Here is a 26,576-nt window from a genome sequence, read left to right on the forward strand (position 1 = left end):
CCCGAGGCCGCGACGTCTTCCCCCTTCTCGCAAAGGGCTGCCGAGACGCCGTTATCGCTTAGTTACCGACACTTACCGGCCGCACTCTCACACGCTCCCATGCTAGACACACTCACTACACGGATGGCGCGCGTCGTAAAGACGCTGCGCGGCGAAGCCCGGCTCACCGAGGCTAACACGCAGGAAATGCTGCGCGAAGTACGCCTGGCGCTGCTCGAGGCCGACGTTGCGCTGCCGGTCGTGCGCGAATTCATCGCCAAGGTGAAGGAAAAGGCGCTTGGCGAAGAGGTGATCTCAAGCTTGTCGCCGGGTCAGGCGCTGGTCGGCGTGGTGCAGCGCGAGCTGACGGCGATCATCGGCGGGGATTATGAGGGCAAGGCGGTCGAGCTGAATCTTGCCGTCACGCCACCTGCAATCATACTCATGGCCGGTCTGCAAGGTGCGGGCAAGACCACCACGACCGGCAAGCTCGCCAAGCTGCTGCGCGAAAAGCACAAGAAAAAGGTGCTGACGGTGTCGGTCGACGTGTATCGACCGGCTGCTATCGCGCAGTTGAAAACGGTGACCGAACAGGTTGGCGCGGACTTTTTCCCGTCGGAACCGGATCAGAAACCGGCGGACATTGCGCGGGCGGCGGTGGATTGGGCGAAACGCCACTTCCACGACGTGCTGATCGTCGATACGGCCGGCCGGCTCGGTATCGACGAAGCCATGATGAAGGAAATCACCGAGCTTCACGGCATCCTGAAACCGGCGGAAACGCTGTTCGTAGTCGACGCCATGCTCGGCCAGGACGCGGTCAATACGGCCAAGGCGTTCAGTGACGCCCTGCCGCTGACCGGCGTGGTGCTCACCAAGCTCGACGGCGATTCCCGCGGCGGCGCGGCGCTTTCCGTGCGCCACGTGACCGGCAAGCCGATCAAGTTCGTAGGCGTCGCCGAAAAGCTCGACGGCCTGGAAGTGTTCCACCCGGATCGCATGGCGAACCGGATTCTCGGCATGGGTGACATTCTCGCCCTGGTCGAGGAAGCGCAGAAAGGCGTGGACAGCGCTGCCGCGCAAAAACTCGCCGACAAGGTCAAGAAAGGCGGCGATTTCGACCTGAACGACTTCCGCGCCCAACTCGCGCAGATGAAGAACATGGGCGGTTTGTCGTCGCTGATGGACAAGCTGCCGGCGCAATTCCAGCAAGCTGCGGCGGGAGCGAACATGGGTATCGCTGAAAAGCAGATGCGCCGCATGGAAGGCATCATCAATTCCATGACGCTTGCGGAGCGTGCGAAACCCGACCTCATCAAGGCGCAGCGCAAACGCCGGATCGCCGCGGGCGCGGGCGTGCAAGTGCAGGAAGTGAACCGCATGCTGAATCAGTACGAGCAAATGCGCGGCATGATGAAAAAGCTGAAGGGCGGTAATCTGCAGAAAATGATGCGCGGCATGAAAGGCATGATGCCGGGCATGCGCTAAGCGCTCATCTTTTTTTGTCCGACAATCGGCTTTGATTCGATCGGCCCGGGTTTCATCGAGGAACTCGGGTTTATCATGTCGTGGCGCGCGCCTGAGCGTTGGCGCCCTCGTCGCTCCTTTTTAGCCTCATACCCTCCCCGCCTGCCCTATGAACCGCGAAGAAGCACTCCACATTTTCAGCCACTCCGAAGAGATTGTTTCGGCGCAGGACGTGACCGCGTCGATCGTCAACATGGCGAAAGCCATCGGCGCGAGCACCGGCGAAGAATTTCCGCTCGTGCTGTCCGTCATGGGCGGCGCGGCGGTGTTCACCGGCATGCTGCTGCCGCATCTCGACTTCCCGCTCGAGTTCGACTACATCCATTTGACGCGCTACCGCAACACGACCAAGGGCGGCGACAAGATGGAATGGCGCGTGGCGCCGGCGGAGGCGGTGAAGGATCGCGTGGTGCTCGTACTCGACGACATCCTGGATGAAGGCGAAACCATGGCCGCCATCCGCGACCGGATCATGGCAATGGGCGCGAAGAAATTCCTCTCGGCGGTGCTCTGCGAGAAGCTCATCAGCAAAGAGAAACCGCTGCGTCCGGATTTTTGCGGTTTCGAAGTCCCCGACCGTTACGTGTTCGGCTGCGGCATGGACGCGAAAGGCTATTGGCGTAACCTGCCGACCATCCGGGCACTGACTGAAGGTGCATGATTGAAGGCGCGTGATTGAAGGCGCGTGACCGGCCGAACGGCCATTGCAGCAGAAAGTGAAAAAGGCCGTTTCAACTCAAGTTGAAACGGCCTTCTGTCTTATTGGCAGCAACGAAATCAGCCGTTCGCCGCCAGTTGATGTACGAAGGTCCGAATCCCGGTCAGGATCATTTCGACGGATATGGACACGAGCACCAGTCCCATCAGCCTTTCGAACGCCGTCACCGCGCGTTCGCCGAGCCAGTGCTGAATCTTCTCGGCCATGACCAGCACGATCGCGCAGACGAACATGGTCACGGTCAGCGCGCCGATCCATTCCCACATCTGCCCCGGCGCCTGCGATGTCAGCAGCATCACGGTCGCCAACGCCGACGGACCGGCGAGCGCCGGAATGGCCAGCGGCACGATCAGCGGTTCACCGCCGCGCGAATCGCCGCCCATGGGGCCATCGGGATGCGGGAAGATCATTCGCAGCGCGATCAGGAACAGCACGATCCCGCCACCCAGCCGCAGCGACAAGTCTGTCAGGCTCATCGCGCGAAGAAAGCGGTCGCCGACCAGCATGAACAGCAGCAAGATCCCGAACGCGATCGCGACTTCACGCAGGATCACAACCCGCCGGCGCTCCTTCGCCACACCACGCAACGCGTTGATGAAGATCGGGATGTTGCCGAGCGGATCGGTGATCAGGATCAGCAGCACCGTCGCCGAGAGGAAGTTGTACTGCACGTTACTTCGTCACTCCACCCGCCAGCGCGGCTCGTACCTTCTCGATCACCACATTCGCGGCGTCATCGACCGGTAACAACGTCGCTTCTGCGTCGCGTCGTGCCTGGTATTCGAGCTTGCCTTCCTTCAGCCCGCGATCACCGATCACCAGCCGATGCGGCACGCCGATCAGCTCCCAATCTGCGAACATCACACCCGGCCGCTCGCCGCGATCGTCCAGGATCACGTCGATACCCGCCGCCTGCAGCGTTGCATACAGCTTGTCGGCCTGCTCGCGCACGGCCTCGCTGCGGTCACAGCCCATGGGGCAGAGCACGACTTCGAACGGTGCGATCGATTCCGGCCAGATGATGCCCTTGGCATCGAAATTCTGTTCGATCGCCGCACCCAGAACCCGCGTGATGCCGATGCCGTAACAGCCCATCAGCATCTTGGCCGGCTTGCCGTTTTCATCGAGGAACGTCGCGCCCATGGCGTCCGAATACTTCGTGCCGAGCTGGAACACGTGGCCCACTTCAATGCCGCGGCAAATTTCGAGCGCACCCTTGCCGTCCGGCGAAGGATCGCCCGCCAGCACATTGCGGATGTCCGCCACGACCGGTTCCGGCAGATCGCGGCCCCAGTTCACGCCGGTGATGTGATAGTCCACCTCGTTCGCGCCGACCACGAAATCGCTCATGTTCGCGACCGTGCGGTCCGCGATCACCTTGACCGGCTTCTTCGTGTTGATCGGGCCGAGATACCCGGGCGGCGTGCCGAAGGTATCGATGATCTCCGCTTCCGTGGCGAACCGGTAACCCGACAAGCCCGGCAGCTTGCCCGTCTTGATGTCGTTGAGCGAATGGTCGCCGCGCAGCATCAGCAACCAGATGGTCGCCTCGGCGCCTTCGTTTTCGGTTGCGAGGATGATCGACTTGATGGTCCGTTGCAGCGGAATGTTCAGCAACTCGGCCACGGCCTCGCACTTCGCCTTGCCCGGTGTTGCAGTCTTCTTCATTTCCTCGGCCGGCGCCGCACGGGTGGCGTTCAGCGGCAACGCCTCTGCCGCTTCGATGTTCGCCGCGTAATCCGATGCCGGGTTGTACGCAATCGCGTCTTCGCCGGTGTCGGCGATCACGTGGAATTCATGCGAACCGCTGCCGCCAATCGATCCGTTATCTGCCGCGACCGCACGGAATTCCAGGCCGATGCGCGAGAACACCCGCGCGTAGGCATCGAACATTTTCTTGTACGACTCGGCAAGACCCGCTTGGTTGCGATCGAACGAATACGCGTCCTTCATGATGAATTCGCGGCCGCGCATCACGCCGAAACGCGGGCGGATTTCATCGCGGAATTTCGTCTGGATCTGATAGAAATTGACCGGCAATTGCCTGTAGCTCTTGATCTCGCGGCGCGCAATGTCCGTCACCACTTCTTCGTGCGTCGGGCCGACCACGAAATCGCGGTCGTGACGATCCTTGATACGCAGCAATTCCGGCCCGTATTGCTCCCAACGACCCGACTCCTGCCAAAGTTCGGCGGGCTGCACCGCGGGCATCAGCAATTCGAGCGCGCCAGCGCGATCCATTTCTTCGCGCACGATGGCTTCCACCTTGCGAATGGAACGCAGACCGATAGGCAGATAGCTGTAAATGCCGCCGGCGACACGGCGGATCATGCCTGCGCGAACCATGAGCTGATGGCTGACGATTTCTGCGTCGGTGGGGGCTTCTTTCAGGGTGGCGATAAAGAAACGGGATGCTTTCATTCAAAAATCTTCCAAAGCGGAGCGCGTCGATTGAATGGGCGGTGAGCGCCCAATCGTGCTGAACGTGCGGAACGAGTGAACGACGGGACAGCGATGCGGGGCGAAGACCAAAGCGCGCCCGCCTCAACGCCCACACGCAACGAACGCTGGATTCGGGTTCGTGCCGGTGCGCCAGGCCCGTTATCTGTTTATAATCAAAGCAATTTTAAAGGATTCGAAGGTGGTTGTATGCTGGATCGTGAAGGCTTTCGCCCGAACGTCGGCATCATCCTCTTGAACGCGCACAACGAAGTGTTTTGGGGCAAGCGGCTGCGTGAACATTCCTGGCAGTTTCCGCAAGGGGGCATCAAGTACGGCGAGACCCCTGTGCAAGCGATGTATCGGGAGTTACACGAAGAAACCGGTTTGCTGCCGGAACACGTCAAGGTCGTGGGTCGAACCCGCGACTGGCTGCGTTATGAGGTGCCGGACAAGTTCATCAAGCGCGAAGTGCGCGGTCATTATCGCGGACAAAAGCAGATTTGGTTTTTGTTACGCATGGTTGGCCGCGACTGTGACATTTGTTTGCGTGCGACTGATCATCCGGAATTCGATGCCTGGCGGTGGAACGAATATTGGGTCCCGCTCGACGCGGTGATCGAGTTCAAGCGTGATGTTTATCAGCTTGCGCTCACAGAACTTTCTCGCTTCCTGAGGCGCGCCGCCGTGCGTGCCGAGCGCGCGGAACATTTGGCGCGTCATGCGAATCGGTATCCGCGCGTGATTGGGAGCATGACCATGGAGGACGCGACCGTTTCTGCCAACGGTCAGGTCATTCAGGCAGAATGTTCAGTGACCGAAGAGCTGCATATCTACGCACAACGTCCTTCGCGGGATTAGGACGTGTGTCATCCAAAGCGGCGGCGCGGCAACGCGCGCCGCTTTTTTTTCGTGCAGCGTTGGAGACGGGCCCCAGGCGTCGTGAGGCTCAAACCATTTGCAGTCGATTTGCAGTCGCTGCTGCATCAACCTCAGGGATTCAAGAATTGAAAGCCATTGCATTGTTTGCGGCATCCGCGGCAGCTCTTGTCGTGCTCGCCGGTTGCGGCAGCTCGAAGCCTTCAAACAAGGACGACAGCGCGTTTGTTTATTTGATGGACCGCAAGCCGAACTGGACCGAAAACAAGGTCGAGACCATCCCGCCGTTGCCGCAAGACGCCAATCTGGTGCCGTTCACGGTTTCGCAGAACACGCCGCTCAGTTTTTTCATCGATAAAAAATCGCTCAGCGTCGGCGATGACGGCGTGATTCGCTACACGGTCGTGGTGCAAAGTCCGGCCGGCGCGCGCAACGTGAACTACGAAGGGATCCGCTGCGACAACTTCAACTGGCGCCTCTACGCGAGCATCAACGAGTACCAGACAGGTTGGGATCGTGCGGTGGAACGGGACTTTGCGCGCATTGAAACCGGCGAGCTGAACTCGTATCACTCGGCGCTGTATCAGGATTATTTCTGTGCAAACAAACTGCCGACGGGAACGGCACAGCAAATCTTGTCAAATATTCAGATGAAACGGACAGCGGTGTCGAACTACCACTAAGCGTCGCGTTAAAAGAAAAAGTCGCCAGTTGGCGGCTTTTTTCGTGGTCGACCGGTCAGGCAAGGACCAGATTGTCGCGATGAATGAGCTCCGGCTCCAGCATGTAGCCGAGCACCGTTTCGATCTCGCCGCTTGGTTTGCGCTGGATCAGCCGCGCCTCCGAGCTGCTGTAATTCGTAATGCCGCGCGCCACTTCGTGTCCGGCCGGATTCATGCACGCGATCACTTCGCCACGCGCGAACGCGCCGTGGACATCGATCACACCGATTGGCAGCAGGCTTTTACCGCCCGCCGTGAGCTTCTCGACCGCGCCGTTGTCGATAACCACGTGTCCGCGCACCTGCAGGTGATCGGCCATCCATTGCTTTCGCGCCGCAATCCGCGCCGTCCGGGCAACGAGTTGCGTACCGATCATCTCGCCCGAAGCGAGTCGCGTCAGGACATCCGACTCCCGCCCGCTCGCAATCACGGTATTCGCCCCACTGTGCGCCGCGCGCTTTGCCGCAAGAATCTTGGTTAGCATGCCGCCGCGCCCGAGGCTAGACCCCGCGCCCCCCGCCATGGCTTCGAGTTCCGGCGTGCCGGCATCGGCTTGTTCGACCAAAGTCGCCGATGGATCGTGACGCGGATCGGCGGTGAACAGACCGCGCTGATCGGTGAGGATGATCAGCGCGTCGCCCTCAATCAGATTCGCCACGAGCGCGCCGAGCGTGTCGTTGTCGCCGAATTTGATTTCGTCGGTGATGACGGTGTCATTTTCATTGATGATCGGCACGCAACCCAGGCGCAGCAAGGTCAGGAGCGTTGAGCGTGCGTTCAGATAACGTTCGCGATCGGCCAGATCGGCATGCGTGAGCAGAATTTGTGCGGTCCGGATGCCGTGTTTGCCGAAACTGCTTTCGTAGACCTGCGCCAGCCCCATTTGCCCGACTGCCGCGGCGGCCTGCAACTCGTCGATTTCACGCGGCCGCTTTGTCCAGCCCAGCCGATGAATCCCTTCGGCAATCGCGCCCGAACTTACCAGCACGACTTCCTTGCCCTGAGCGCGCAACGCTGCGATCTGCGCGGCCCAGCGCGCGATGGCTGCATGATCGAGCCCGCGGCCATCGTTTGTCACGAGGCTCGATCCCACTTTCACTACGAGTCGCTTTGAAGCGGCTATGACGGAACGCATCTGACGCATTTCTCCTCGATACACCACGGGCCTGGCTTTTCTTACGCTTCGTTTTCGTCTTCGTCTTCGTCGATCTCCGGCGCTGGCTGAGGCGCCGCGACTGCGGGCTCGTCGCGGAAACGCACGTCGGCGGCGAGGTCTTCGGCTTCCGCCGCACGCGATGCGTCCGAGTTCTTCGAGATGTAGTCGAAGATGGCGTACGTCAGGCCTTCGCAGCCCTGGCCGGTCAGCGCCGAGATTTCGAACACCGGACCGTCCCATTCATAACGCTTGATGAAGTCCGCCACGCGCGCCTTGCGCTCGTCGTCCGGAACCATATCCAGCTTGTTGAGCACCAGCCAGCGTGGTTTTTTGTACAGCGCTTCGTCGTACTTGCGCAGTTCGTTGACGATCGCACGCGCTTCCTGAACCGGGTCGACGGCTTCGTCGAACGGGGCCAGATCCACGAGATGCAGCAGCACGCCCGTGCGCTGCAAATGCCGCAGGAACCGGTGGCCAAGCCCCGCGCCTTCCGCCGCACCTTCGATCAGGCCCGGAATGTCCGCGATCACAAAGCTCTTTTCCGGCCCGACGCGCACCACGCCGAGATTCGGCGCGAGCGTGGTGAACGGATAATCGGCGATTTTCGGCCGCGCATTCGACACGGATGAGATAAATGTCGACTTGCCGGCGTTCGGCATGCCGAGCAGACCGACGTCGGCAAGCACTTTCAGCTCGAGACGCAGCATGCGCCGGTCGCCGGGCTTGCCTTCAGTTTTCTGGCGCGGCGCGCGGTTCGTGCTCGACTTGAAATGCAGGTTGCCAAGGCCGCCCGCGCCGCCATGCGCAATCAACACGCTCTGGTTGTGCTCGGTCAGATCGGCAATCAGCTCGCCCGTTTCCGTATCCGCGATGATCGTGCCGACCGGCATGCGCAGGATGATGTCGTCACCGCCCTTGCCGTAACAGTCAGCGCCGCGGCCGTTTTCGCCGTTGCGCGCCTGGTGTTTCTTGGCGTAACGATAGTCGATCAGCGTGTTGATGTTGCGATCCGCGACCGCGTACACGCTGCCGCCCCGGCCGCCGTCGCCGCCGTCCGGTCCGCCGAACGGGACGAACTTCTCGCGCCGCATCGACGCGCTGCCATCCCCTCCGTCGCCGGCGATGACTTCAATTCTCGCTTCGTCAATGAACTTCATGAGTTGCTCCGTCCCGTGTTTCAGCGGTGTTCCGCTATTTTGCCGCGACCAGCCGATGCCAGCCACTAGACCATTCGATATATGTCACTACTTGGCTGGTCGAAAAAATCAGCCAATAAAAAAAGCCCCGCGAACTTCGCGGGGCCTGTTCCGGTCCTGAAGCCCGTGCCTGAATCTTACTTAGGCAGCCGGGACGACGTTGACCAGATGCTTCTTTGCTGCGCCCTTCGTCGTGAACGTGACGTGGCCGTCCGTCAACGCGAACAAGGTGTGATCCTTGCCAATGCCGACGTTGTCGCCCGGGTGCATGCGCGTGCCGCGCTGGCGAACAATGATGCCGCCTGCGTTGATTGCCTGGCCGCCATAAACCTTCACGCCGAGGCGCTTTGATTCAGAGTCGCGACCATTGCGGGATGACCCGCCTGCTTTTTTGTGTGCCATTTGATAGCTCCTTGACCGTTTAGCTTATCGACTCGACGCTTAAGCAGCGTTGATGGCGTCGATACGCAGTTCGGTATAGTTCTGGCGATGGCCAGCGTGCTTTTGGTAGTGCTTCCGGCGACGCATCTTGAAGATCGTGACCTTCTTGTGACGACCTTGGGACACGACGGTACATGTGACGGAAGCCCCACTGACCAGCGGTGCACCGAACTGAATCGATTCACCTTCGCCTACTGCGAGAACCTGGTCGAGCGTGATTTCAGCGTCAATGTCTGCCGGTATCTGTTCTACTTTCAATTTTTCGCCGACAGCAACTTTATACTGCTTGCCACCGGTTTTTATGACCGCGTACATTGAGAACCTCACTCTGAATTCATTTTTCCGCACACCGTGCGCGAAAACGCGTGATTATACAGAGAGTTAGGCTCTCCGTCAAAACCCTTGTTCGTCGCAAAATGCGCCGCCGCTGTGCCAGGACGGGGCGCGGGGGATGCGAGGCACCCGAGGCGAACGCAATATTATCCTGATCATTACCGCGACATGCCGCACGTGAAGCGAGGCTGGATGGTCCAAGGCGTCTATTAGAGGCGTCGATCGGCCGATTCGCCTTATAATTCGCGGCACTACCCTAATTGCCGATCATGTCGTCCACAGCCACTTCCTCCCCAAACGCCGCCAACGTGCTCGAGCCTATCGCCGAGGACATGCAGCAGGTCAATCGCGTCATCCGGCAGCGCCTGGCATCCGAAGTGATGCTGATCAACCAGATTTCCGAGTACATCATCGGGGCCGGCGGCAAACGGCTTCGTCCCGCGCTGCTGCTTCTGGTGTCGGGCGCGCTCGGCGACAAGACCGGCCATCGGCACGAACTGGCCGCAGTCGTCGAGTTCATTCATACGGCGACCCTGCTGCACGATGACGTCGTCGACGAATCCGATCTCCGGCGCGGCCGCAAGACCGCGAACGCGATCTTCGGCAACGCGGCGAGCGTGCTGGTCGGCGATTTCCTGTATTCGCGTTCGTTCGAAATGATGGTCGGCGTGGGCAAGATGCGCGTGATGGAAATCCTGTCGGTTGCGACCAACGTGATCTCCGAAGGCGAAGTGCTGCAGTTGCTGAACATGCACGATCCGGATGTCGACGAAGCGCGCTACATGCAGGTGATCCGCTACAAGACGGCAAAGCTTTTCGAAGCGGCGGCGCAGCTCGGCGCAGTGCTCTCCGGATCGGATGCAAAGACGGAAGCCGCGGCGGCGGAATTCGGACGGCGCATCGGCACGGCATTCCAGATCATGGACGACTGGCTCGACTACACGGGCACGGCGGAATCCATGGGCAAGAACGCCGGCGACGATCTGCGCGAAGGCAAACCCACGTTGCCGCTCATCTATTTGATGGAGAACGGCACGGCGGAACAGGCGGCGTTGGCGCGCGAGGCTATCGAGCAAGGCGGGACCGACAAATTCGATACCATTTTCGAAGCCATCACCACGTCGGGCGCGCTCGATCACACGCTGAAATGTGCACGTCAGGAAGCGCAAGCGGCCGCGAATGCAATTTCTTCGTTTCCGGATTCCATTTTCAAAGAGAGCCTGCTAGAATTATGTTCTTACTCGACGGCGAGACAGTCCTGAAAAGGAAACGAACCGTCTCTGAGTAAATTTTCGGGGTGTAGCTTAGCCTGGTAGAGCGCTACGTTCGGGACGTAGAGGCCGGAGGTTCGAATCCTCTCACCCCGACCAGAATTCCCTTGTTAAACCAAGGCCAAAACCGCCCAGCTTGCTGGGCGGTTTTTTGTTTTGGGGCTGATTTTTGCGTGCGGGTATCGTGTAAGACGCCGTGTAAATCGCCGCGCAATCCACAGGGCAATCCCCTTCCTGCTTTTTCTGCCGGGTGCCTCATGGGTTTATCGAGCATTGCATCGCCGCCAATGTCCATCGCACGACGTCTCGCCCTGACATTCGTGTTCCTCTGGTTCGCGATCGGCGGCGTCTGCCACTTTCTCCTCATGCCGTCGTTCGTGAAGATCGTGCCGCCGTTCGTGCCCGCACCCATCCTGGCCGTGATCGTCAGCGGCGTGTTCGAATTGCTCGGCGCCGCCGGCATCACGATCAGACGCACGCGCCGCATGGCGGGAATCGGGCTGACGCTTTTGACCATCGCGGTGACGCCGGCCAATGTCTTCATGCTCCAGCACGCCGAACTCTTTCCCGGCGTTCCTGTGTGGGCGCTCATCGCACGCCTGCCGCTTCAGCTCGCTTTGATCGCGTGTATCTTGTGGAGCACGCAGCGTACTAACTAAGTAACGGGTCTCGCCATGCTTCCTCTGAAATACCTGAGCGCGTACCCGGAAACGCTTCAGGACAAGGTCCGCAAACTGATCGCCGACGACAAGCTCGGCATGTACCTCGCTGATCGATATCCGCATCGGCATGCGGTGCAGTCCGACCGCGCGCTGTATGAATACACGACCGAGTTGAAGCAGGAGTTCCTGCGCGTGGCGCCGGCCATCGACAAGGTCATGTACGACGCCAAGCTCGACGTGCTGCGGCACGCGCTCGGCCTGCATACGGCGATATCGCGTGTACAGGGCGGCAAGCTGAAGGCGAAGAAGGAGATCCGCGTGGCGTCGCTCTTCAAGGAAACGCCGCCGGAATTCCTGCGCATGATCGTCGTGCACGAACTCGCGCATCTGAAGGAAAGCGATCACAACAAGGCGTTTTACCGGCTGTGTGAATTCATGCAGCCGGGGTATCACCAGATTGAATTCGACCTGCGCGTGTACCTGACGCAGCGCGATCTCGCACGCGATTCTTCCATCAAATAGTTCTAATCTGCGGCCGCGTGCACGAGGGTTTCGCCCGGAATCGGTCGCGCCGGACGGATCAGCAACACGAGCGGCACGACCAGCAACGTTGCGACGAACATCAGCTTGAAGTCGTTCAGGTAGGCGATCATCTGCGCCTGCTGGTTGATCGACTGGTCCATTAACGCGAGACTCATCTGCGACCCGGTTTCAAGCATGGGTTGCATCGATGGATTGAAGACGTTCACGTTCGCCGCAAGATCCGCGTGCGCGACCTGCGTGTTGCGCGTCATCATGGTCTGCACAATCGAAATGCCGATACTGCTGCCAATGTTGCGCATCAGGCTGTAGGTCGCGGTGCCATCGGCGCGAAGCTCGGGCGTCAAGGTCGAGAACGTCAGCGCGCTCAGCGGCACGAATACGAAGCCCAGTCCAAAGCCCTGGATCACACCCGGCCAGACGATGTCGGACACCGACAGCACCAGCGTGTATTGCATCATCTGCCATAACGCGAACGCCGATATCAGGAAGCCCGCGAGTAACAGAAGCCGTGCATCGGTGCGTCGCAGCATGCGGCCTGCGATCATCATGGCGAGCATCGTTCCGGCGCCGCTGGGCGCCGTGACAAGGCCGGTGGTTGCCACCGGATAGTTCATCAGGTTCTGCAACATCGGCGGCAGGAGCGCACGCGTCGCGTACATCACGGCGCCGATCACGAAGATGAAAAATACCCCGGTCGCGAAGTTCCTGTCCTTCAACAATTCATATTTGAAGAACGAACGTTTGCCGGCCGTCGCGGTATGCGCCAGGAAAAAGATGAAACTGAGCAAAGCCAGAATCGCTTCGATGCGGATCTCGAGCGAGCCGAACCAGTCGAGTTGCTCGCCGCGATCGAGCATCGCCTGGAATGCACCGATCGCGAGACCAAGCGTGGCGAAGCCGAAGGCATCGAATTTCACGCCGTGCTTCGCGGCGCGCGCCGGCAGGAAAGTCAGCACGCCAAACAGCGCAAACGCGCCGATGGGCACATTGATGAAAAACACCCAGCGCCAGTTGTAGCTGTCGGTGAGCCATCCGCCGAGCGTTGGCCCGAGGATCGGCCCGACCATCACGCCCATGCCCCAGACGGCCATCGCCTGGCCTTGCTTTTCGCGCGGGTTGATGTCGAGCAGGATGGATTGCGAAAGCGGTACGAGCGACGCGCCGAAAATTCCCTGCAGCAACCGCGACGCAACAATCTGCCCGAGTGATTCAGAAAGGCCGCAGAGCGCGGATGCAACTGTGAAACCGCCTATCGAGATGATGAGCAGGCGCTTCGTGCTCAGGCGGTCGGAAAGCCAGCCGGTGAGCGGAGTTGCGATGGCGGCAGCCACGATGTACGACGTCAGCACCCACGTGATCTCGTCCTGCGACGCCGACAGCGTGCCCTGCATGTGCGGCAACGCAACGTTGGCGATGGTGCTGTCGAGCGTCTGGATCAGCGTGGCAAGCATGATCGACACAGTCAGCATGGGCCGGTTGAGCGGCGCTTCGGCAGCGCTCAACGGGATTGATTCTGAGGACATTCAGGCGCCGGATCGTTGGATCAAATAGTAAGCATGCTTATTATAAACAGGCTATCGATTGTCACAACATGTCAATAACCGGGATAAACCCGTAGGCTGCGGCAGGCCTTATCTGCCGGTAAATGCGCGCATCTTTCGTATAATCGGCGCATGGAAACGCACCTCGACAAGCGCTTTGGCTTTCTGATTTCGGACGTGGGGCGCTTGTGCAGCAAGCGCTTCGACGAACTTGCGAAATCGTCCCTCGATCTCACGCGGGCGCAATGCCGCGCGCTCGCATATCTGTCGCACTTCGGCGATGTGAACCAGGCCCGCCTCGCCGACCTGCTGGAAGTCGCACCCATATCGGCGGGCCGTTTGCTCGACCGGATGGAAGAAGGCGGCTGGATAGAACGCTTTTCAAACCCTGATGACCGCCGCGAGCGGACGGTGCGCATGACGGCCAAGGCCGAAGGCGCGCTTGGCCGAGCACGGCGAGTCGGGGACGCAGTTGCGACGGAAGCGCTGGCCGGCCTCGATGCGGACGAACGCGCGCTATTGATCTCCATGCTGCGCCGCGTGCGCCTGAATCTCAGCACGATCGTGGACGAATAGCGGAGAAGGTCCGACTCTTGCTGCAAGGCGTGGCGAATCCCGCATCGCTCTCCTTGGACTCGACATGCTCTTTCTTGTCATACCGCTTACGGTTCTGATCACGCTCATTGTCGTGGTGTTTCTGGCGAATTTCGTAAGCGGTGAGAAGAAGGTCGAGCACAACATCGACCGGCTCTATTCCAGCGACGACCCGCAGTTCATCCGCTCGATGAGCCTGCTGCTCGGGCCGCCGGTTACATCGGGGAACCGGTATCGCGTGCTGCTCAACGGCGACGAAATCTTTCCATCGATGCTCGACGGCATCCGCTCGGCCAAAGAAACCATCACGTTCGAAACGTTCATTTACTGGTCCGGCGAAATCGGGGAACAGTTTGCGGCGGCGTTATCGGAGAAAGCGCGTTCGGGCGTGGCCGTGCACGTGCTGCTCGACTGGGTCGGCTGCAAGAAAATGGACCACAAGTATCTGGAACAATTGCGCCAGGCCGGCGCTGAGGTCGTTCAGTATCACAAGCCGCACTGGACTGGACTCGGGCGCATGAACAACCGGACGCATCGGAAGTTGCTGATCATCGACGGGCGCGTGGGGTTCACCGGAGGCGTGGGGATCGCGGAAGAATGGACCGGCCACGCGCAGGACGAGAAGCACTGGCGCGACACGCATTTTCGCGTGGAAGGACCGGTGGTCGGGCACATGCAGGCCGTGTTCATGGACAACTGGATCAAGGTGACCGGCGACGTGCTGCACGGTCCGAAGTACTTTCCTGACGTCAAACCGTTGCCGGAGGGCGAAGCGAGCAACGGCGTCGCGCACATGTTCAGCAGCTCGCCGACGCACGGCGCCGACGACATGGAGCTGATGTACCTGATGGCGATCACGGCGGCGACGGGAAGCATCGATCTGGCGAGTGCGTACTTCGTCCCGGACGGCCTCGCGATCAACGCGCTGGTCGAAGCCGCGCGGCGCGGCGTGAAAGTGCGGATCGTGACGCCGGGAAAGCGTATCGATACCCACACGGTACGCGAAGCCTCGCGGGCGTGCTGGGGTGATCTGCTGGCGGCGGGCATCGAAATTCACGAATATCAGCCGACCATGTTCCACTGCAAATTGCTCGTGGTGGACGAGTTTTTGGTATCGGTGGGATCGACGAATTTCGACAGCCGTTCGTTCAAGCTCAACGACGAAGCCAACCTCAATATCTACGACCGCGAGTTCGCGCGGCAGCAAAGCGCGATCTTCGATGCGGATATCGAAAAGTCGCAGCTAGTCACATATCAAGACTGGCTCAATCGGCCCGCGATGGAAAAGCTGATCGAGAAGGCCGTGCCCTTGCTTGACTGGCAACTTTAATCTACCGCTTCAGCCTTGATCGCCTATTACGCCGGCCTGTTGCAACTCACTGATTTGCGCATCGGTCATACCCAGCACCTCGCGCAGCACTGCGCTCGTGTGCTGACCGAGCATCGGCGGCGCCCGATTATATTCAACCGGCGTAGCCGATAAACGCAGCGGACTCGCCACCGTCGGCGCCACGCCCGCAACCGGATGCGCAATCTCGCGTGCCGACTCGCGACACACCGCCTGCTCCGAGCCGAACGCCTGTTCGATATCGTTGATCGGTCCGCACGGCACGCCGCACGCTTCGAGCGCCGCGACCCATGCATCGCGCGTGCGGGTCATGAACACCGCGCCCAATTGCGGCAATAACTCCGCGCGGTTCACGCTGCGGCCGCTGTTGGTCGCAAAGCGCGAATCGATGGCAAGCTCCGGCACGTTCATCGCCGTGCAGAGCGCGCGGAACTGCCCATCGTTTCCGCACGCAACGATCACGTGGCCATCGCTCGCCGCGAACGTCTGGTACGGCACGATGTTCGGGTGCGCGTTGCCCATGCGCTTTGGCGCGATGCCGGTGGTGAGGTAGTTCATCGACTGGTTGGCGAGCATGGCGAGCTGCGCGTCGAACAGCGAGATGTCGAGATGTTGCCCAAGGCCGCTTTTCTCGCGCTCCATCAAGGCCGCGAGAATGCCCGTGGTCGCGTACATGCCCGCCATCAGATCAGTCACGGCCACGCCGACTTTCTCCGGACCGCCGCCCGCCACGCTGTCGGGTTCGCCGGTGATGCTCATCAGGCCGCCCATGCCCTGGATCAGGAAGTCGTATCCTGCGCGTTGCGACAACGGCCCGCTTTGACCGAAACCCGTCACCGAGCAATACACCAGCCGCGGGTTCAGCTCGGAAAGACTCGCGTAATCCAGGCCATATTTCTTCAGGCCACCGACCTTGAAGTTTTCTACGACCACATCGCAGGATTTCGCGAACTCACGGATGAGCGCCGCGCCTTCCGGCGAACTCATATCGATGGCGACCGACTGCTTGTTGCGATTCGCGCAGAGGAAATAGGCGCTCTCGGAGGTGTTGTTGCCGTCGGCATCGCGCAGGAACGGCGGGCCCCACGTGCGGGTATCGTCGCCCGTACCCGGGCGTTCGATCTTAAACACTTCCGCGCCGAGATCCGCGAGATTCTGCGTGCACCAAGGCCCCGCCAGCACGCGCGATAAATCCAGCACACGGATTCGGTCGAGTGGACGTTTTCTCGCCGCCGATGACTTCTTGCTGTCCTGCACCATTTCACCTCGTCTGTTTCAGGGTTATGGGAACGCGTCGATTGTAGCGACGTCCGCGTTTTCAGCCTTGGAACCGAGAAAACTCTGCCGCCCACCGCAAATCGGACCAGAATATTCGCAGCCCGCCGGAATATTGCGCGGGTGATGTTCGTTTAAACCGTATCGATAAATGGAAGAGACAATGAAAACGCGAATCCCGATGCTCGCAGCGGCGCTCGCCGCCACGTTCAGCTTGACCGTTCATGCCGCGCCGCCTGTGGCCGCGAACGGCATGTACACCGATTCCAAGGGCATGACGCTCTACACGTTCGACAAAGACACCGCCTCCGGTCCAAGCGCCTGCTCGGGCGGCTGCGCGCAGGCATGGCCGGCGGCGATGGCAGACGCATCGGACCAACCACAAGGCGACTGGACGGTCGTGTCCACCGCCGATGGCGGCAAACAATGGGCTTACAAAGGCAAGCGCGTGTACACGTTCGCGAAAGACACCAAGGCGGGCGACGCCAAGGGCGAGAACTTTAAGGACGTGTGGCACACGGTGAAGCAATAAAGGTGTGGCGCGAGCGAGACCGGACAGCAAACCTGAAACATGTGATGGGCGAAGGGCGTTGAGTTTCGATACTGATCTCGTTGGGATTCTCCCGCAGTTGCGGCGTTATGCGCGCGCGCTGACGGGAGACCGCGCCTGGGCCGACGACCTCGTTCAGGACGTCACGGAGCGCGCGCTCGGCCGCTCGGCCGCGTTTCGCGTGGGCAGCAACCTGCGCGCATGGCTCTTCACGATCATGCGCAATCTTTACATCGATCAATTGCGCGGCCGGCGCGACATTGCCGTCGACGATGAAACCGCGCCCTGGCGCCAGATGGCCGCGCCCGTTGGCGAAGTGGACGGACTTGTACTGCGCGACGTGCAGCGCGCGCTATATTGCCTGCCTGTCGAGCAACGCGAAGTCATGCTGCTTGTATGCGTGGAGGACATGAGTTATCAGGAGGCATCGGCGGTGCTGAACGTGCCGGCCGGAACGGTGATGTCGCGCCTTTCCCGCGCACGCGAACACATGCGCGTGATGCTCGGAGAGGAACCGGGCCGCAAATCGGCGTCGTTGAAAATCGTGAGTGGCACATGACGAAACCCGAAAATCCGGACCGGCCGGAATCGAGCGCTTCAGCCGATGAGCTGCGAGCGCTGTCGGCGTTTATCGACGATGAATCCACGGATGCAGAGCGCGCCGAAATAGCCGCGCGCATTGCCCGCGATCCGGAGAGCGCGGCGACGGTGGCGACGTATCGGGCGCAGGACAACGCGTTGCGCGCGCTGTTTGCCGGGACGGCGGACCAGGAACCGCAAGTGGTCGTCGTGCGACCGCGGCGGCGTTATCTCATGGCGGCGAGCTGGCTGGTCGTAGGTATCGCGTGCGGGTTCCTGATGCACATGATGTTGCCGATGATCGGTCGCGACAAACCTGCGCCGGTGTTCGCGCAGCGCGCGGACATTGCTTACGCCGTGTACGCGCCTGAACAGCGGCACGCGGTGGAAGTCGCGGCGTCACAGGAAGACCATCTGGTGACGTGGCTTTCGAAGCGGCTCAACCGGTCGTTGACGATTCCATCGCTGCACGAATACGGGTTCGAACTGGTCGGCGGCCGTCTGTTGCCGGGCGAGGACGGACCTGCCGCGCAGTTCATGTATCAGAACGCGAGCGGCGAGCGTCTCACGCTTTATATGACGAGCAGTACGGGCAAGCGTCGCGAGGAATACGCAATCCGCATGTTGCGCGACGGCACGCGACGCACCTTCTACTGGACCACGGAACAAGCAGGTTACGCGTTGTCGGGACAAATCGGCGAGGCAAAGCTGCGCGCGATCACCTTCGATACCTGTGCCGCGTTAGGCGGCGATCCAAAAAAATGGCAATGAACCTTCGAAAGATTCACATGCTTGCCCTGTGCGCGGGGCTCGGCCTGAGCGCCGCGGCCCTCGCTGATAACCGCTTCACCCTTACCTCACCCACCCTCTCCGATAACGCCACGCTTGATTCCCGCTACGCCGCGAGCGCGCAGGACTGCGGCGGCAAGAACGTCTCTTTGCCGCTCGCATGGCGCAACGTGCCTTCGGGCACGAAGAGCTTCGCGGTGACGATCTACGACCCCGATGGAGCCAAAGGCCTCGGTATCGTGCACTGGGTCATGTATGGAATTCCGGCGTCCGTGACAACGCTCGAAGAAGGCGGACCGCCGCCGGCGGGGAGTATCGGCGGGATCAACCGGACGGGGAAAGACGGCTATTACGGTCCGTGCCCACCACGCGGCGATGCACCCCATCACTACGTAGTGCAGGCTTACGCGCTGGATCTTGCCGGAGAAACGATGCCGCCCGCGCTCAATCGCGACACGCTGATTGCCGCGATGAAGGATCACGTGCTGGCATCGTCGAGTATCGTGATTCGCTACGCGCGTTAAATAGCCTCGCGGCCGTCAGGTTTCATCGGCTGCGGCGAGACCCGCTCTCGTTTGCACGCCCCAGGCGCGCGAACGTCCCAGGAAATCGACCCAGCCCAGCGCCGCGCCCGTGTGGCGCAACAACTGGAACGTGAACGGCTCGACCACCGCCGATACCACCGCCATCCACAAGCTCGATCCGGCTGTGTCGCCGGTCCATCGGCGGTACAAGTGCACCGTCCACAAGTGGAACGCGAAATCGAGCAGGATCTTCGCGCCGATCACGCTGAAAATCGGTAGCACCACGGCGCCGCGCCGCTCCACGATAAACCCGATCAGCAACGCAAACGCCGTCAGGCCGTAGATGGGCTGCAGGGTATCGAACGCCTTCACGGGCAACATCAGGAGGCCGAGCTTGCCGTATCGGCGATTGCCGGTCATGTCGCGGTTCCAGTATTGCGTCTGCAGGAAACCCGCGAACCAGCGGCGGCGCTGGCGCATGAAACCGCTGAGCGAACTCGGCGCGTCCGTGATCGCGTGCGCATTGCCGACCACACGCACATCCCAGTCGAGACCGTGATCCACCGCGTGACGGCGCAACCGGTGAATCAGTTCGTAGTCTTCAACGAGACATTCGGCATCGAACCCGCCGACCGCGACCAGCGCGTCACGTCGAAACGATGCAAACGCGCCCGAGATCAGCAGCAGGCTGTCGGCGCGCATCCAGGCAAAGCGCGAGATGAAATTTCGAATGTATTCGTACGTCTGGAACCACTGGAAAAAGCGTCCGCTGAGCGTTTTGCTGCAGACCGGCACCAGAATGCCTGCCGCCGCCACGAGGTTCGTTCGCGCGGCAAAGGCGCTCCGCATGGCGAGGACGGCGTCATCGGCGAGACGTGTGTCGGCGTCGCAGGTCATCACGATCGGCGTGCTGATCTTTTCGATGGCGGCGTTCAGCGCCCGCGCTTTCCCGCCGTGCGGGACGCGCAGCCAGAAGAGATTGGGATAGATCGTCGATGCCGCGCTCAACTCGCCTTCCACTGGCTTGATCAAACCGAAACGTTGCGTGAGAACTTCGGCGGTGGCGTCGGTGGAACCATCGTCGGCGATCACGATTTGCGCCGCGCTGTGCGTCTGGCCAAGCAGCTTGGCGAGCGTGTTCGGCAACACGGCCGCCTCGTTGTGCGAGGCGACGATCACGCCAAGCGGCGGCAAACCCTGTTCGCGCTGCTGCCGGTCGAGCGGCTTGGGCCGCTTCACGAGCGTCCACGATTTCGCGCCGACGAACATCAGCAACAAGGTGTCGTAGACGACATACGCGATCCCCGTCGACCACGCGACCACGCCATGCAGAAAGAACGCGCGGGCAAAAAGAACCATCCAGAGCACGACCACGCTGCCGTGAATCAGCACGCTTGCGACCGTCACCGGACGCGGAGCAATCCGCGGCGATGCTTTCGCAAGCGCTGCTTCAAGCGAGGTTTGTGTGGGTCTGGACGCGTGTTTCGCGGGAAGCGCCGGCGCGGTCTTGAGTTCCATGTCCATTACGGCACCATCCGCGAAATCACCGACTTCCGGTCGATCCATTGATGCTTGAGCGCGCCGCCTACGTGCATCGCGAAAAGTGCGTACAGCGCGTAACCCAGCCAAGTGTGCAATGCGCCGAAACGATCGTGCAGCGTTTCCTTCAGCACGGGATCGAGGTTCATTACGTAACCAATGCGCGGCCACGGAATCACGCCGAAAAGGTGCATGGGATGCGAGGCTGCGGCATTCCAGGCCGAATCGTGCAGCCAGCCCGACAACGGCAAACCAATCATCAACAGATACAGCAGGAAATGCGCGATATGCGCGGCGACGTGTTCCCATTTCGGAAACGTCTTCGGCAGCGGCGGCGGCCGATGCGATACCCGCCACAAGATGCGCAGCAGCACTAGCCCGAGCACTGTGATGCCGATGGACTTGTGGGTATCGACAATCGGCCGTATCCAGTTGTCCGGAAACTTTTCCGCCGATAGTCCGAGCACGACATTGCAAATGATCAGCACAGCGACAAGCCAGTGCAGGACCATCGCCGTGCGCGTGTAACGCAGCGGCGCCTCGGCTTCAGGCTGTTTTGACGCCACGTTGGCGGCTTGCGTGGACATTGGAACTCCGTGCGGAAATGGGGTGGATCGACAGGTTGTCATGTGGTGGGTCTGCCCATGCAGCCGTGCAGACCGACACTCTTCAAACGCGCCATCGCACCCGTTTATTCCACCGATTCTGAGGGAAAACGCGGACTCGCGTTCGTACCCGATTTGACGGGAAGCATTCCGTAATATTTCACGGTGTTTCAGCGCTGTGTTTTCGGCACGACGAAATCAAGTACGGCCTGAGCAAATCGCGCCGCCGCAGGGTTCGCCGAGCTTCGATGCGTCACGAGATGAAGCGGCGCTGAAAACGCTTCGTCACCGGCCACAACGCAATACACGACGCTTTCCTGCTGGTATCGCTGCATGGACGCCGGCACGAGCGTGATGCCCGCCCCTGCCGCCACGAGGTTGATCGCACTCGACATGCGCGGCACTTCGCTCACCACGTCCGGCTTGAATCCGGCCGCTTCGCACGCGCGGATGAAATCGGCGTACATGCCCGGCGCGCCGGGACGTCGAACGAAAATGAAAGGTTCGCCGGCAAGCGCCTTCAACGGAACCTGAGGCTGCTCATCTGACTTACGTGGCCGCCTGCCTTTTGGACGCACCAACAACGCGTGTCCGACCGGCAGCACGAGCACCATGCGCTCTTCGTGCAGCAGATCGAAGCGCAATTCGGCGGGCGTCTCGATGGGTTTGCGTAGGATTGCGGCATCGATACGCCCGCTCATCATCCGTTCGATGATCCCCGCAGCGTTGATCTCGTTCAGGTCGATGGCGATATCCGGATGCGCCGCGCGGAATTGGCGAATCGCTGCGGTCGCGAGCGGATGGAACGCGGCCGAACTTGTCAGCGCGATCCGCACGGACCCCAATTGTCCGGTTGCAACGCGGCGCGCGTTCGTGACGCCTTGGTCCAAAGCATCTAGAACGCCCTGGGCATCGACGGCAAAAGCCGCCCCCGCCGATGTCAACTCCACGCCGCGCGGCAGGCGCGCGAACAAGGCGAAGCCGAGTTCCCGCTCCAGTTCCTGGATCTGCTGCGACAACGGCGGTTGCTGGATATGCAGCCGCGCCGCCGCGCGTGTGAACTGACGCTCTTGCGCGACAGTGAGGAAATACCGGAGATGACGCAGTTCCATTCATGGTCCTCACATATTCAGGATGTATGGCAGTGCCATCTGATATGTATTTTACATTTGCCAACCCGTTTCGTACTCTTCGATTCAAATACAACTAGACAACAAACGTGTCAGGAGACTTATGCAAACGGCCTTCCCTTCACGCTCACCGGCCTTTCCGCCGACGGCGGCCTCGACGCTGAGCAAATCGCAGATTCGCCGCGCCGTACTGGCGTCCGTGATCGGCAACGGGCTGGAATGGTTCGATTTCCTGATCTACGGCTACTTCGCGAAGATCATCGCGCACGTGTTTTTTCCGGTCGGCAACGCGGCGCTTTCAACCACGCTGACGCTCGGCACGTTCGCGGTCGGGTTTATCGTACGGCCGCTCGGCGGGATTGCGATTGGCGCGTACGCCGATCGCGTCGGCCGCCGGCGCACGCTGTCCATGCTCATCCTGCTAATGGCAGCAAGCACCTTGCTCATGGGATTGACGCCGGGATATTCCAGCATCGGTATTGCCGCGCCGCTGCTTGTGTTGCTTGCGCGGGTGCTCCAGGGTTTGTCGGTGGGCGGCGAATTTGCGACCGCCGCCGCGATGCTCACCGAATACGCTCCGCGCGGCAAGAAGATGTTCTTCGGCAGCTTCCAGATGACCTCGCAGGCGGTGGCGCTGGTGTTGTCGTCGGCTTGCGGTTATGCGCTGACCACGAATCTCGATCGTGCCTCGCTTGAAACGTGGGGCTGGCGCGTGCCGTTCTTGCTCGGCGCGCTGGTCGGGCCGGTCGGCTTCTATATACGACACAAGGTGGCTGAATCGCCCGAGTTCGTGGAGCTGCGCCAGCGGCTTGGCCATGCGCCGCGCCAGACCATTCGCGGTTTTTTCAAACAACGCAGCGATGCCTCCTTGTGCGCGATGGGCGTGATCATCGTGGGCACGGCGACGAATTACCTGTGGCACACCTTCCTGCCGCTTTATGTCGAGCGGCAATTGCACTTGCCGCTCAAGAACGCGTTGATGGGAACGGCGGTTTCCGGGTTGATAGCTATCGTGGGATATCCGCTCGCGGGGAAACTCGCGGACCGCGTGGGCGCGTTCCGGCTGTTCTTTCCCGTGACGATTGTGTGGGTCGTGATCGCGTATCCGCTGTTCGCGTGGGTGCTTGCGTCGCCTACGCCGGGACGGGTGTTCGCCGCTCAAATGGTCGCCTCCGTTGTGCTCAGCCTGATGTCCGGGCCGCACCCCGGCATGCTCACGCAGCTTTTCCCGACGGCAACGCGCTCGACCGGCGTGGCGCTCTCGTACAACATCGCGGTCACCCTGTTCGGTGGCCTCGCGCCGCTGACGGTCTCCACGCTGATTACCCTGACCGGATCGAACATCGTTCCGGCGTATTACCTGATTTTTGCAGGCATCGTGTCGCTCGCGCTGGTTGGACTAACTCGCTCCGGGCAGCGCCTGCGTCGCGATCCCGAAGCCGTTGCGGTGGATTAAATGACCCTTTTCGATAAACCTCGTAACGAGCAACCGGTCGGCGCAGTCGGCAATGAACGCCTGCGTGTTGCTATGCCTCGCGGGACTGGCGTTGTGCCGTTTTATCGTTCGATGCAAGAACGCGATGCGGTGAATGTTTCGCGCATCGTGGTCCTGTTGCATGGCCGTTTGCGCGATGCCGACGCCTATCTGCTCTCGGCGCAGAACGCGCTGGCGGCGGCATCGACCGATCCGGCCCGCACGCTGTTGCTCGTCCCGCAATTTCTCGCGACTGCGGATATCGGCGCGCACGGCTTGCCCACCGACACGCTGCACTGGGAGTGGACATCGTGGATGGGCGGCGATGACGCGGTCGGTCCCGCGCCGCTCAGTTCCTTCGATGTCCTCGATGCATTCGTTGAACAATTCGCGGATCGTGCACGGTTTCCGGCACTCACCGATGTGATCATTGCCGGGCATTCGGGCGGCGCGCAGGTCGCGCACCGGTACGCCATCGTCGGGGCGGGATGCAAGGCGCCCGGCGTGCATTGCCGCTATGTGATTGCGAATCCGTCGTCGTATGTGTACTTCAATGCAATGCGCCCTGACGCCCAAGGCATATTGCGTCCCGCCGATACAGACCGGTGCCCCGGCGTGGACAACTGGAAATACGGCGTGCGACGCGCGCCCCGCTATGTGGAGTCCGCGCAGTTCGAAGCGCTCGAACAACGCTACTTCGCCGCCGATGTGATCTACCTGCTCGGCCAAGAGGATCGCAATCCGCGTCACGACGCGCTCGATCGTTCTTGCGCCGCCGCTGCTCAGGGGCCGCACAGGCTCGCACGCGGGCGGTCCTACTTTGCATACCTCAAGGAAAGGCATCCGGCGCTGGCTCATCGATGCTGGGAAGTGCCGGGCGTCGGCCACAACGGCGCAGCCATGCTCGGCTCGCACGAAGGTGTGCGCGCATTGTTCGGCGTGGAAAGGTTGGCTCACGTCATTGCTCCATCCACAGCCGGCGCGACCGACTGAACAGTTTTTGCAAGGCAGCAGTTCATAAACACACGGAGACAGAATCATGAAAATCTACCTGGCCGCTTGCGGCTTATCTCTTCTCGCCGCGACGCTTTCCGGCTGCGGCGGGTCGTCATCGGATTCGGGCGGCACGCCACCGGCGGTCACAGCCGCCGCCGCGTGCTCGGCGCTCGGCGGCATGAAGATCGCGGCGGCGTCCATTGGCGCACCCAGCAACGGCGCGGCGGTGGCAAGCGCGACGCTCGTGGCGGCATCGGCCACGTCCGGCGAGTATTGCCAGGTGAACGGCACCATCGCTCCCGTCGATACAACCGCGCCGAACATCAACTTCGAAGTCAACCTGCCGACCGCCTGGAACAACAAGGCGCTGCAGTACGGCGGCGGCGGCTTCGACGGCACCCTCATCACCGGACTTGCGGCGCTCGACATGGCGCCCGCCGGATCGTCGACGCCCCTCGCCCGCGGCTACGTGACCTTCGGCGACGATTCCGGTCACCAGAGCAAGAGCATCACCGACGGCTCGTTCGCCGCCAACGACGAAGCGCTCGCCAACTACGGCGGCCTGACGCTTAAGAAAACGCACGATGTCGCCATGCTTTTGCTCAAGGCGCGCTACAACACGACGCCTGCAAAAACCTATTTCTTTGGCAGCTCGACCGGCGGCCGCGACGGCCTCACCGTGATCCAGCGCTGGCCTGCTGACTACGACGGCATTGTCGTAAACCGCCCCGCGCTCAACTACACCGGCCTGCGGCTGTCGAATGTCGTGCTCGGGCGCGCGCTTTATCTCAACGGCGGCGCGGGCTGGCTCGATGTCAAAAAGACCGTCCTGCTGCAAAACGCCGTGACCAAAGCCTGCGATACGCTCGATGGCGTGGCCGACGGCATCATTTCCAACGTCGCCGCCTGCAAGCTGCAGGCGCCGTCGGTTCTCGCCGCCGTGCGCTGCCCGGACGGCAAAGACACCGGCGATACGTGTCTTTCGGATGCGCAGATTGCAACCGTCAACACGATTGCTTCACCCTTGCTCCTGCCCTATCCGCTTGCAAACGGCGTAACGCGTTACGCCGGCTACAACATCCTTGCCGGATCGGTATTCGCGGGTCAGTACACCACGCGCGATTTCGGCACTTCTCCGACGCCTGCCAACCCTGCCGGCAAGAACGACGCAAACCAGTGGGTCACCGGCGACCAATGGGTCAAGTACTTCATCACGCGCATTCCGACCTTCAATTCGCTCACCTTCGATCCGCTTAATCCCGGCGCATATCAGGGGCAGGTCCAGCAGGTTTCGGCCGAAAGCGACGCCACCAATCCCGATCTCTCGGCATTCGTCGCCAAGGGCGGCAAGGCAATCATCACCCACGGTCTCGCCGATGAAATCGTCAGCACCGATTCGTCCGTGGACTATTACAACGCCCTGGTGCAGAAGTTCGGCCAGTCTTCCGTCGATAACTTCGCGCGCTTTTACCTGATGCCGGGCGTCGGGCACGGCACCGGCCCGTTCCTGCCACAAGTCGATTCCCTTGCCGCACTCGAACAGTGGGTGGAGAACGGCACGGCACCGGGCACCCTGACGATGACAGACTCGACGCCCGCAACACTCGGGCGCACGCGTCCCCTTTGTCGTTATCCGACATGGCCGAAATTCACCGGCGGCGACGCGAATTCATCAGGCAGCTTCACCTGCAGTCAATAAAAACCAGTGTGTAGCTAGCGGATCAAGGGGAGGATCGGCCGTTCCGACGGCCGTCCAGAAAGCGTGG

27 protein-coding genes and 1 tRNA gene are annotated in these 26,576 nt (G+C 61.1%); 17 read left to right on the forward strand and 11 right to left on the reverse strand.

Annotation, left to right across the window (positions count from 1 at the left end; translation table 11 throughout):
* Positions 1-99 precede the first annotated feature (99 nt).
* Together ffh and AXG89_RS03335 are read left to right on the forward strand one after the other, a co-directional pair.
* A complete protein-coding gene (gene ffh, locus AXG89_RS03330; protein ID WP_062167966.1) occupies positions 100-1,467 on the forward strand; it encodes a signal recognition particle protein in 1,368 nt (455 codons plus the stop codon).
* A 148-nt stretch (positions 1,468-1,615) separates the two neighbouring features.
* Positions 1,616-2,167 carry a hypoxanthine-guanine phosphoribosyltransferase gene (locus AXG89_RS03335; RefSeq protein ID WP_062000291.1) on the forward strand — a complete coding sequence of 184 codons (552 nt, stop codon included), beginning with the start codon at positions 1,616-1,618 and terminating at the stop codon, positions 2,165-2,167.
* A 116-nt stretch (positions 2,168-2,283) separates the two neighbouring features.
* Here the strand turns inward: AXG89_RS03335 and AXG89_RS03340 are convergent, their stop codons facing one another.
* Together AXG89_RS03340 and AXG89_RS03345 are read right to left on the reverse strand one after the other, a co-directional pair.
* Positions 2,284-2,895 (reverse strand): MarC family protein, encoded by a 612-nt coding sequence (locus AXG89_RS03340; protein WP_062000292.1) that lies wholly within the window; start codon positions 2,893-2,895, stop codon positions 2,284-2,286.
* 1 nt (position 2,896) lies between these two features.
* A complete protein-coding gene (locus AXG89_RS03345) occupies positions 2,897-4,645 on the reverse strand; it encodes a proline--tRNA ligase (RefSeq protein WP_062167967.1) in 1,749 nt (582 codons plus the stop codon).
* Positions 4,646-4,873: 228 nt separating this feature from the next.
* Between AXG89_RS03345 and AXG89_RS03350 the strand changes: the two genes are divergently transcribed.
* Both AXG89_RS03350 and AXG89_RS03355 read left to right on the forward strand, forming a co-directional pair.
* Positions 4,874-5,524, forward strand: a complete 651-nt coding sequence (locus AXG89_RS03350) for an RNA pyrophosphohydrolase (RefSeq protein ID WP_062000294.1) — start codon at positions 4,874-4,876, stop codon at positions 5,522-5,524.
* A 146-nt stretch (positions 5,525-5,670) separates the two neighbouring features.
* Entirely contained in the window at positions 5,671-6,225 is a 555-nt protein-coding gene (locus tag AXG89_RS03355) for a CNP1-like family protein (protein ID WP_062167970.1), read from the forward strand.
* A gap of 55 nt (positions 6,226-6,280) precedes the next feature.
* On the opposite strand, the gene proB is transcribed toward AXG89_RS03355, so the two are convergent.
* The 4 genes from proB to rplU all read right to left on the reverse strand — a co-directional run bounded on the left by proB (position 6,281) and on the right by rplU (position 9,372).
* Complete coding sequence (proB, locus tag AXG89_RS03360) at positions 6,281-7,399, reverse strand: glutamate 5-kinase (RefSeq protein ID WP_062170250.1); 1,119 nt, start codon at positions 7,397-7,399, stop codon at positions 6,281-6,283.
* Between the two features lie 41 nt (positions 7,400-7,440).
* Positions 7,441-8,577: a GTPase ObgE gene (obgE, locus tag AXG89_RS03365; protein WP_062170252.1), complete on the reverse strand. Its 1,137-nt coding sequence runs from the start codon at positions 8,575-8,577 to the stop codon at positions 7,441-7,443.
* Between the two features lie 180 nt (positions 8,578-8,757).
* Positions 8,758-9,018, reverse strand: coding sequence for a 50S ribosomal protein L27 (gene rpmA / locus AXG89_RS03370; protein WP_056354760.1), 261 nt, complete (start codon positions 9,016-9,018; stop codon positions 8,758-8,760).
* A gap of 39 nt (positions 9,019-9,057) precedes the next feature.
* Positions 9,058-9,372: a 50S ribosomal protein L21 gene (gene rplU, locus AXG89_RS03375; RefSeq protein WP_056354755.1), complete on the reverse strand. Its 315-nt coding sequence runs from the start codon at positions 9,370-9,372 to the stop codon at positions 9,058-9,060.
* 287 nt (positions 9,373-9,659) lie between these two features.
* On the opposite strand from rplU, the gene AXG89_RS03380 reads away from it, so the two are divergent.
* The 4 genes from AXG89_RS03380 to AXG89_RS03395 all read left to right on the forward strand — a co-directional run bounded on the left by AXG89_RS03380 (position 9,660) and on the right by AXG89_RS03395 (position 11,845).
* Positions 9,660-10,652, forward strand: a complete 993-nt coding sequence (locus AXG89_RS03380) for a polyprenyl synthetase family protein (protein ID WP_062167971.1) — start codon at positions 9,660-9,662, stop codon at positions 10,650-10,652.
* 31 nt (positions 10,653-10,683) lie between these two features.
* Positions 10,684-10,760, forward strand: a tRNA-Pro gene (locus AXG89_RS03385).
* Between the two features lie 158 nt (positions 10,761-10,918).
* Positions 10,919-11,320: a DoxX family protein gene (locus tag AXG89_RS03390; protein ID WP_236873370.1), complete on the forward strand. Its 402-nt coding sequence runs from the start codon at positions 10,919-10,921 to the stop codon at positions 11,318-11,320.
* 15 nt (positions 11,321-11,335) lie between these two features.
* A complete protein-coding gene (locus AXG89_RS03395; RefSeq protein WP_062167976.1) occupies positions 11,336-11,845 on the forward strand; it encodes a M48 metallopeptidase family protein in 510 nt (169 codons plus the stop codon).
* 2 nt (positions 11,846-11,847) lie between these two features.
* On the opposite strand, the gene AXG89_RS03400 is transcribed toward AXG89_RS03395, so the two are convergent.
* Positions 11,848-13,389, reverse strand: coding sequence for a DHA2 family efflux MFS transporter permease subunit (locus AXG89_RS03400; protein WP_062167978.1), 1,542 nt, complete (start codon positions 13,387-13,389; stop codon positions 11,848-11,850).
* A gap of 150 nt (positions 13,390-13,539) precedes the next feature.
* Between AXG89_RS03400 and AXG89_RS03405 the strand changes: the two genes are divergently transcribed.
* On the forward strand, positions 13,540-13,983 hold the full coding sequence (locus AXG89_RS03405) for a MarR family winged helix-turn-helix transcriptional regulator (protein ID WP_062000300.1): 444 nt from the start codon (positions 13,540-13,542) through the stop codon (positions 13,981-13,983).
* A 64-nt stretch (positions 13,984-14,047) separates the two neighbouring features.
* A complete protein-coding gene (cls, locus tag AXG89_RS03410; RefSeq protein ID WP_062000301.1) occupies positions 14,048-15,331 on the forward strand; it encodes a cardiolipin synthase in 1,284 nt (427 codons plus the stop codon).
* Between the two features lie 9 nt (positions 15,332-15,340).
* Here cls and AXG89_RS03415 read toward each other — a convergent pair whose 3' ends face one another.
* Positions 15,341-16,609 (reverse strand): CaiB/BaiF CoA transferase family protein, encoded by a 1,269-nt coding sequence (locus tag AXG89_RS03415; RefSeq protein WP_062167980.1) that lies wholly within the window; start codon positions 16,607-16,609, stop codon positions 15,341-15,343.
* Positions 16,610-16,787: 178 nt separating this feature from the next.
* On the opposite strand from AXG89_RS03415, the gene AXG89_RS03420 reads away from it, so the two are divergent.
* The 4 genes from AXG89_RS03420 to AXG89_RS03435 are packed head-to-tail and all read left to right on the forward strand — an operon-like array spanning position 16,788 to position 19,066.
* Positions 16,788-17,156: a COG4315 family predicted lipoprotein gene (locus AXG89_RS03420; protein WP_205583057.1), complete on the forward strand. Its 369-nt coding sequence runs from the start codon at positions 16,788-16,790 to the stop codon at positions 17,154-17,156.
* A gap of 58 nt (positions 17,157-17,214) precedes the next feature.
* Positions 17,215-17,733 (forward strand): sigma-70 family RNA polymerase sigma factor, encoded by a 519-nt coding sequence (locus tag AXG89_RS03425; RefSeq protein WP_062000304.1) that lies wholly within the window; start codon positions 17,215-17,217, stop codon positions 17,731-17,733.
* On the forward strand, positions 17,730-18,524 hold the full coding sequence (locus AXG89_RS03430; RefSeq protein ID WP_062167984.1) for an anti-sigma factor family protein: 795 nt from the start codon (positions 17,730-17,732) through the stop codon (positions 18,522-18,524). The genes AXG89_RS03425 and AXG89_RS03430 overlap by 4 nt, the downstream gene beginning before the upstream one ends.
* The gene (locus AXG89_RS03435) at positions 18,521-19,066 is read left to right on the forward strand and encodes a YbhB/YbcL family Raf kinase inhibitor-like protein (protein ID WP_236873371.1); all 546 of its coding nucleotides are present in this window, start codon (positions 18,521-18,523) and stop codon (positions 19,064-19,066) included. The genes AXG89_RS03430 and AXG89_RS03435 overlap by 4 nt, the downstream gene beginning before the upstream one ends.
* Positions 19,067-19,081: 15 nt before the next feature.
* Here the strand turns inward: AXG89_RS03435 and AXG89_RS03440 are convergent, their stop codons facing one another.
* From AXG89_RS03440 to AXG89_RS03450, 3 genes are all read right to left on the reverse strand, one after another.
* On the reverse strand, positions 19,082-20,584 hold the full coding sequence (locus AXG89_RS03440) for a glycosyltransferase family 2 protein (RefSeq protein WP_062170254.1): 1,503 nt from the start codon (positions 20,582-20,584) through the stop codon (positions 19,082-19,084).
* Between the two features lie 5 nt (positions 20,585-20,589).
* Positions 20,590-21,192 carry a cytochrome b gene (locus AXG89_RS03445; RefSeq protein ID WP_062167987.1) on the reverse strand — a complete coding sequence of 201 codons (603 nt, stop codon included), beginning with the start codon at positions 21,190-21,192 and terminating at the stop codon, positions 20,590-20,592.
* Positions 21,193-21,380: 188 nt separating this feature from the next.
* The gene (locus AXG89_RS03450; protein ID WP_062167989.1) at positions 21,381-22,322 is read right to left on the reverse strand and encodes a LysR family transcriptional regulator; all 942 of its coding nucleotides are present in this window, start codon (positions 22,320-22,322) and stop codon (positions 21,381-21,383) included.
* Positions 22,323-22,443: 121 nt separating this feature from the next.
* On the opposite strand from AXG89_RS03450, the gene AXG89_RS03455 reads away from it, so the two are divergent.
* The 3 genes from AXG89_RS03455 to AXG89_RS03465 are packed head-to-tail and all read left to right on the forward strand — an operon-like array spanning position 22,444 to position 26,509.
* Positions 22,444-23,796, forward strand: a complete 1,353-nt coding sequence (locus AXG89_RS03455) for an MFS transporter (RefSeq protein ID WP_062167991.1) — start codon at positions 22,444-22,446, stop codon at positions 23,794-23,796.
* Positions 23,797-24,807: a hypothetical protein gene (locus tag AXG89_RS03460; RefSeq protein ID WP_062167993.1), complete on the forward strand. Its 1,011-nt coding sequence runs from the start codon at positions 23,797-23,799 to the stop codon at positions 24,805-24,807.
* Positions 24,808-24,853: 46 nt separating this feature from the next.
* Complete coding sequence (locus tag AXG89_RS03465; protein WP_062167995.1) at positions 24,854-26,509, forward strand: tannase/feruloyl esterase family alpha/beta hydrolase; 1,656 nt, start codon at positions 24,854-24,856, stop codon at positions 26,507-26,509.
* Positions 26,510-26,576 lie beyond the last annotated feature (67 nt).

It is taken from the genome of Burkholderia sp. PAMC 26561 (assembly GCF_001557535.2).
In the GTDB taxonomy this organism is placed as follows: domain Bacteria; phylum Pseudomonadota; class Gammaproteobacteria; order Burkholderiales; family Burkholderiaceae; genus Caballeronia.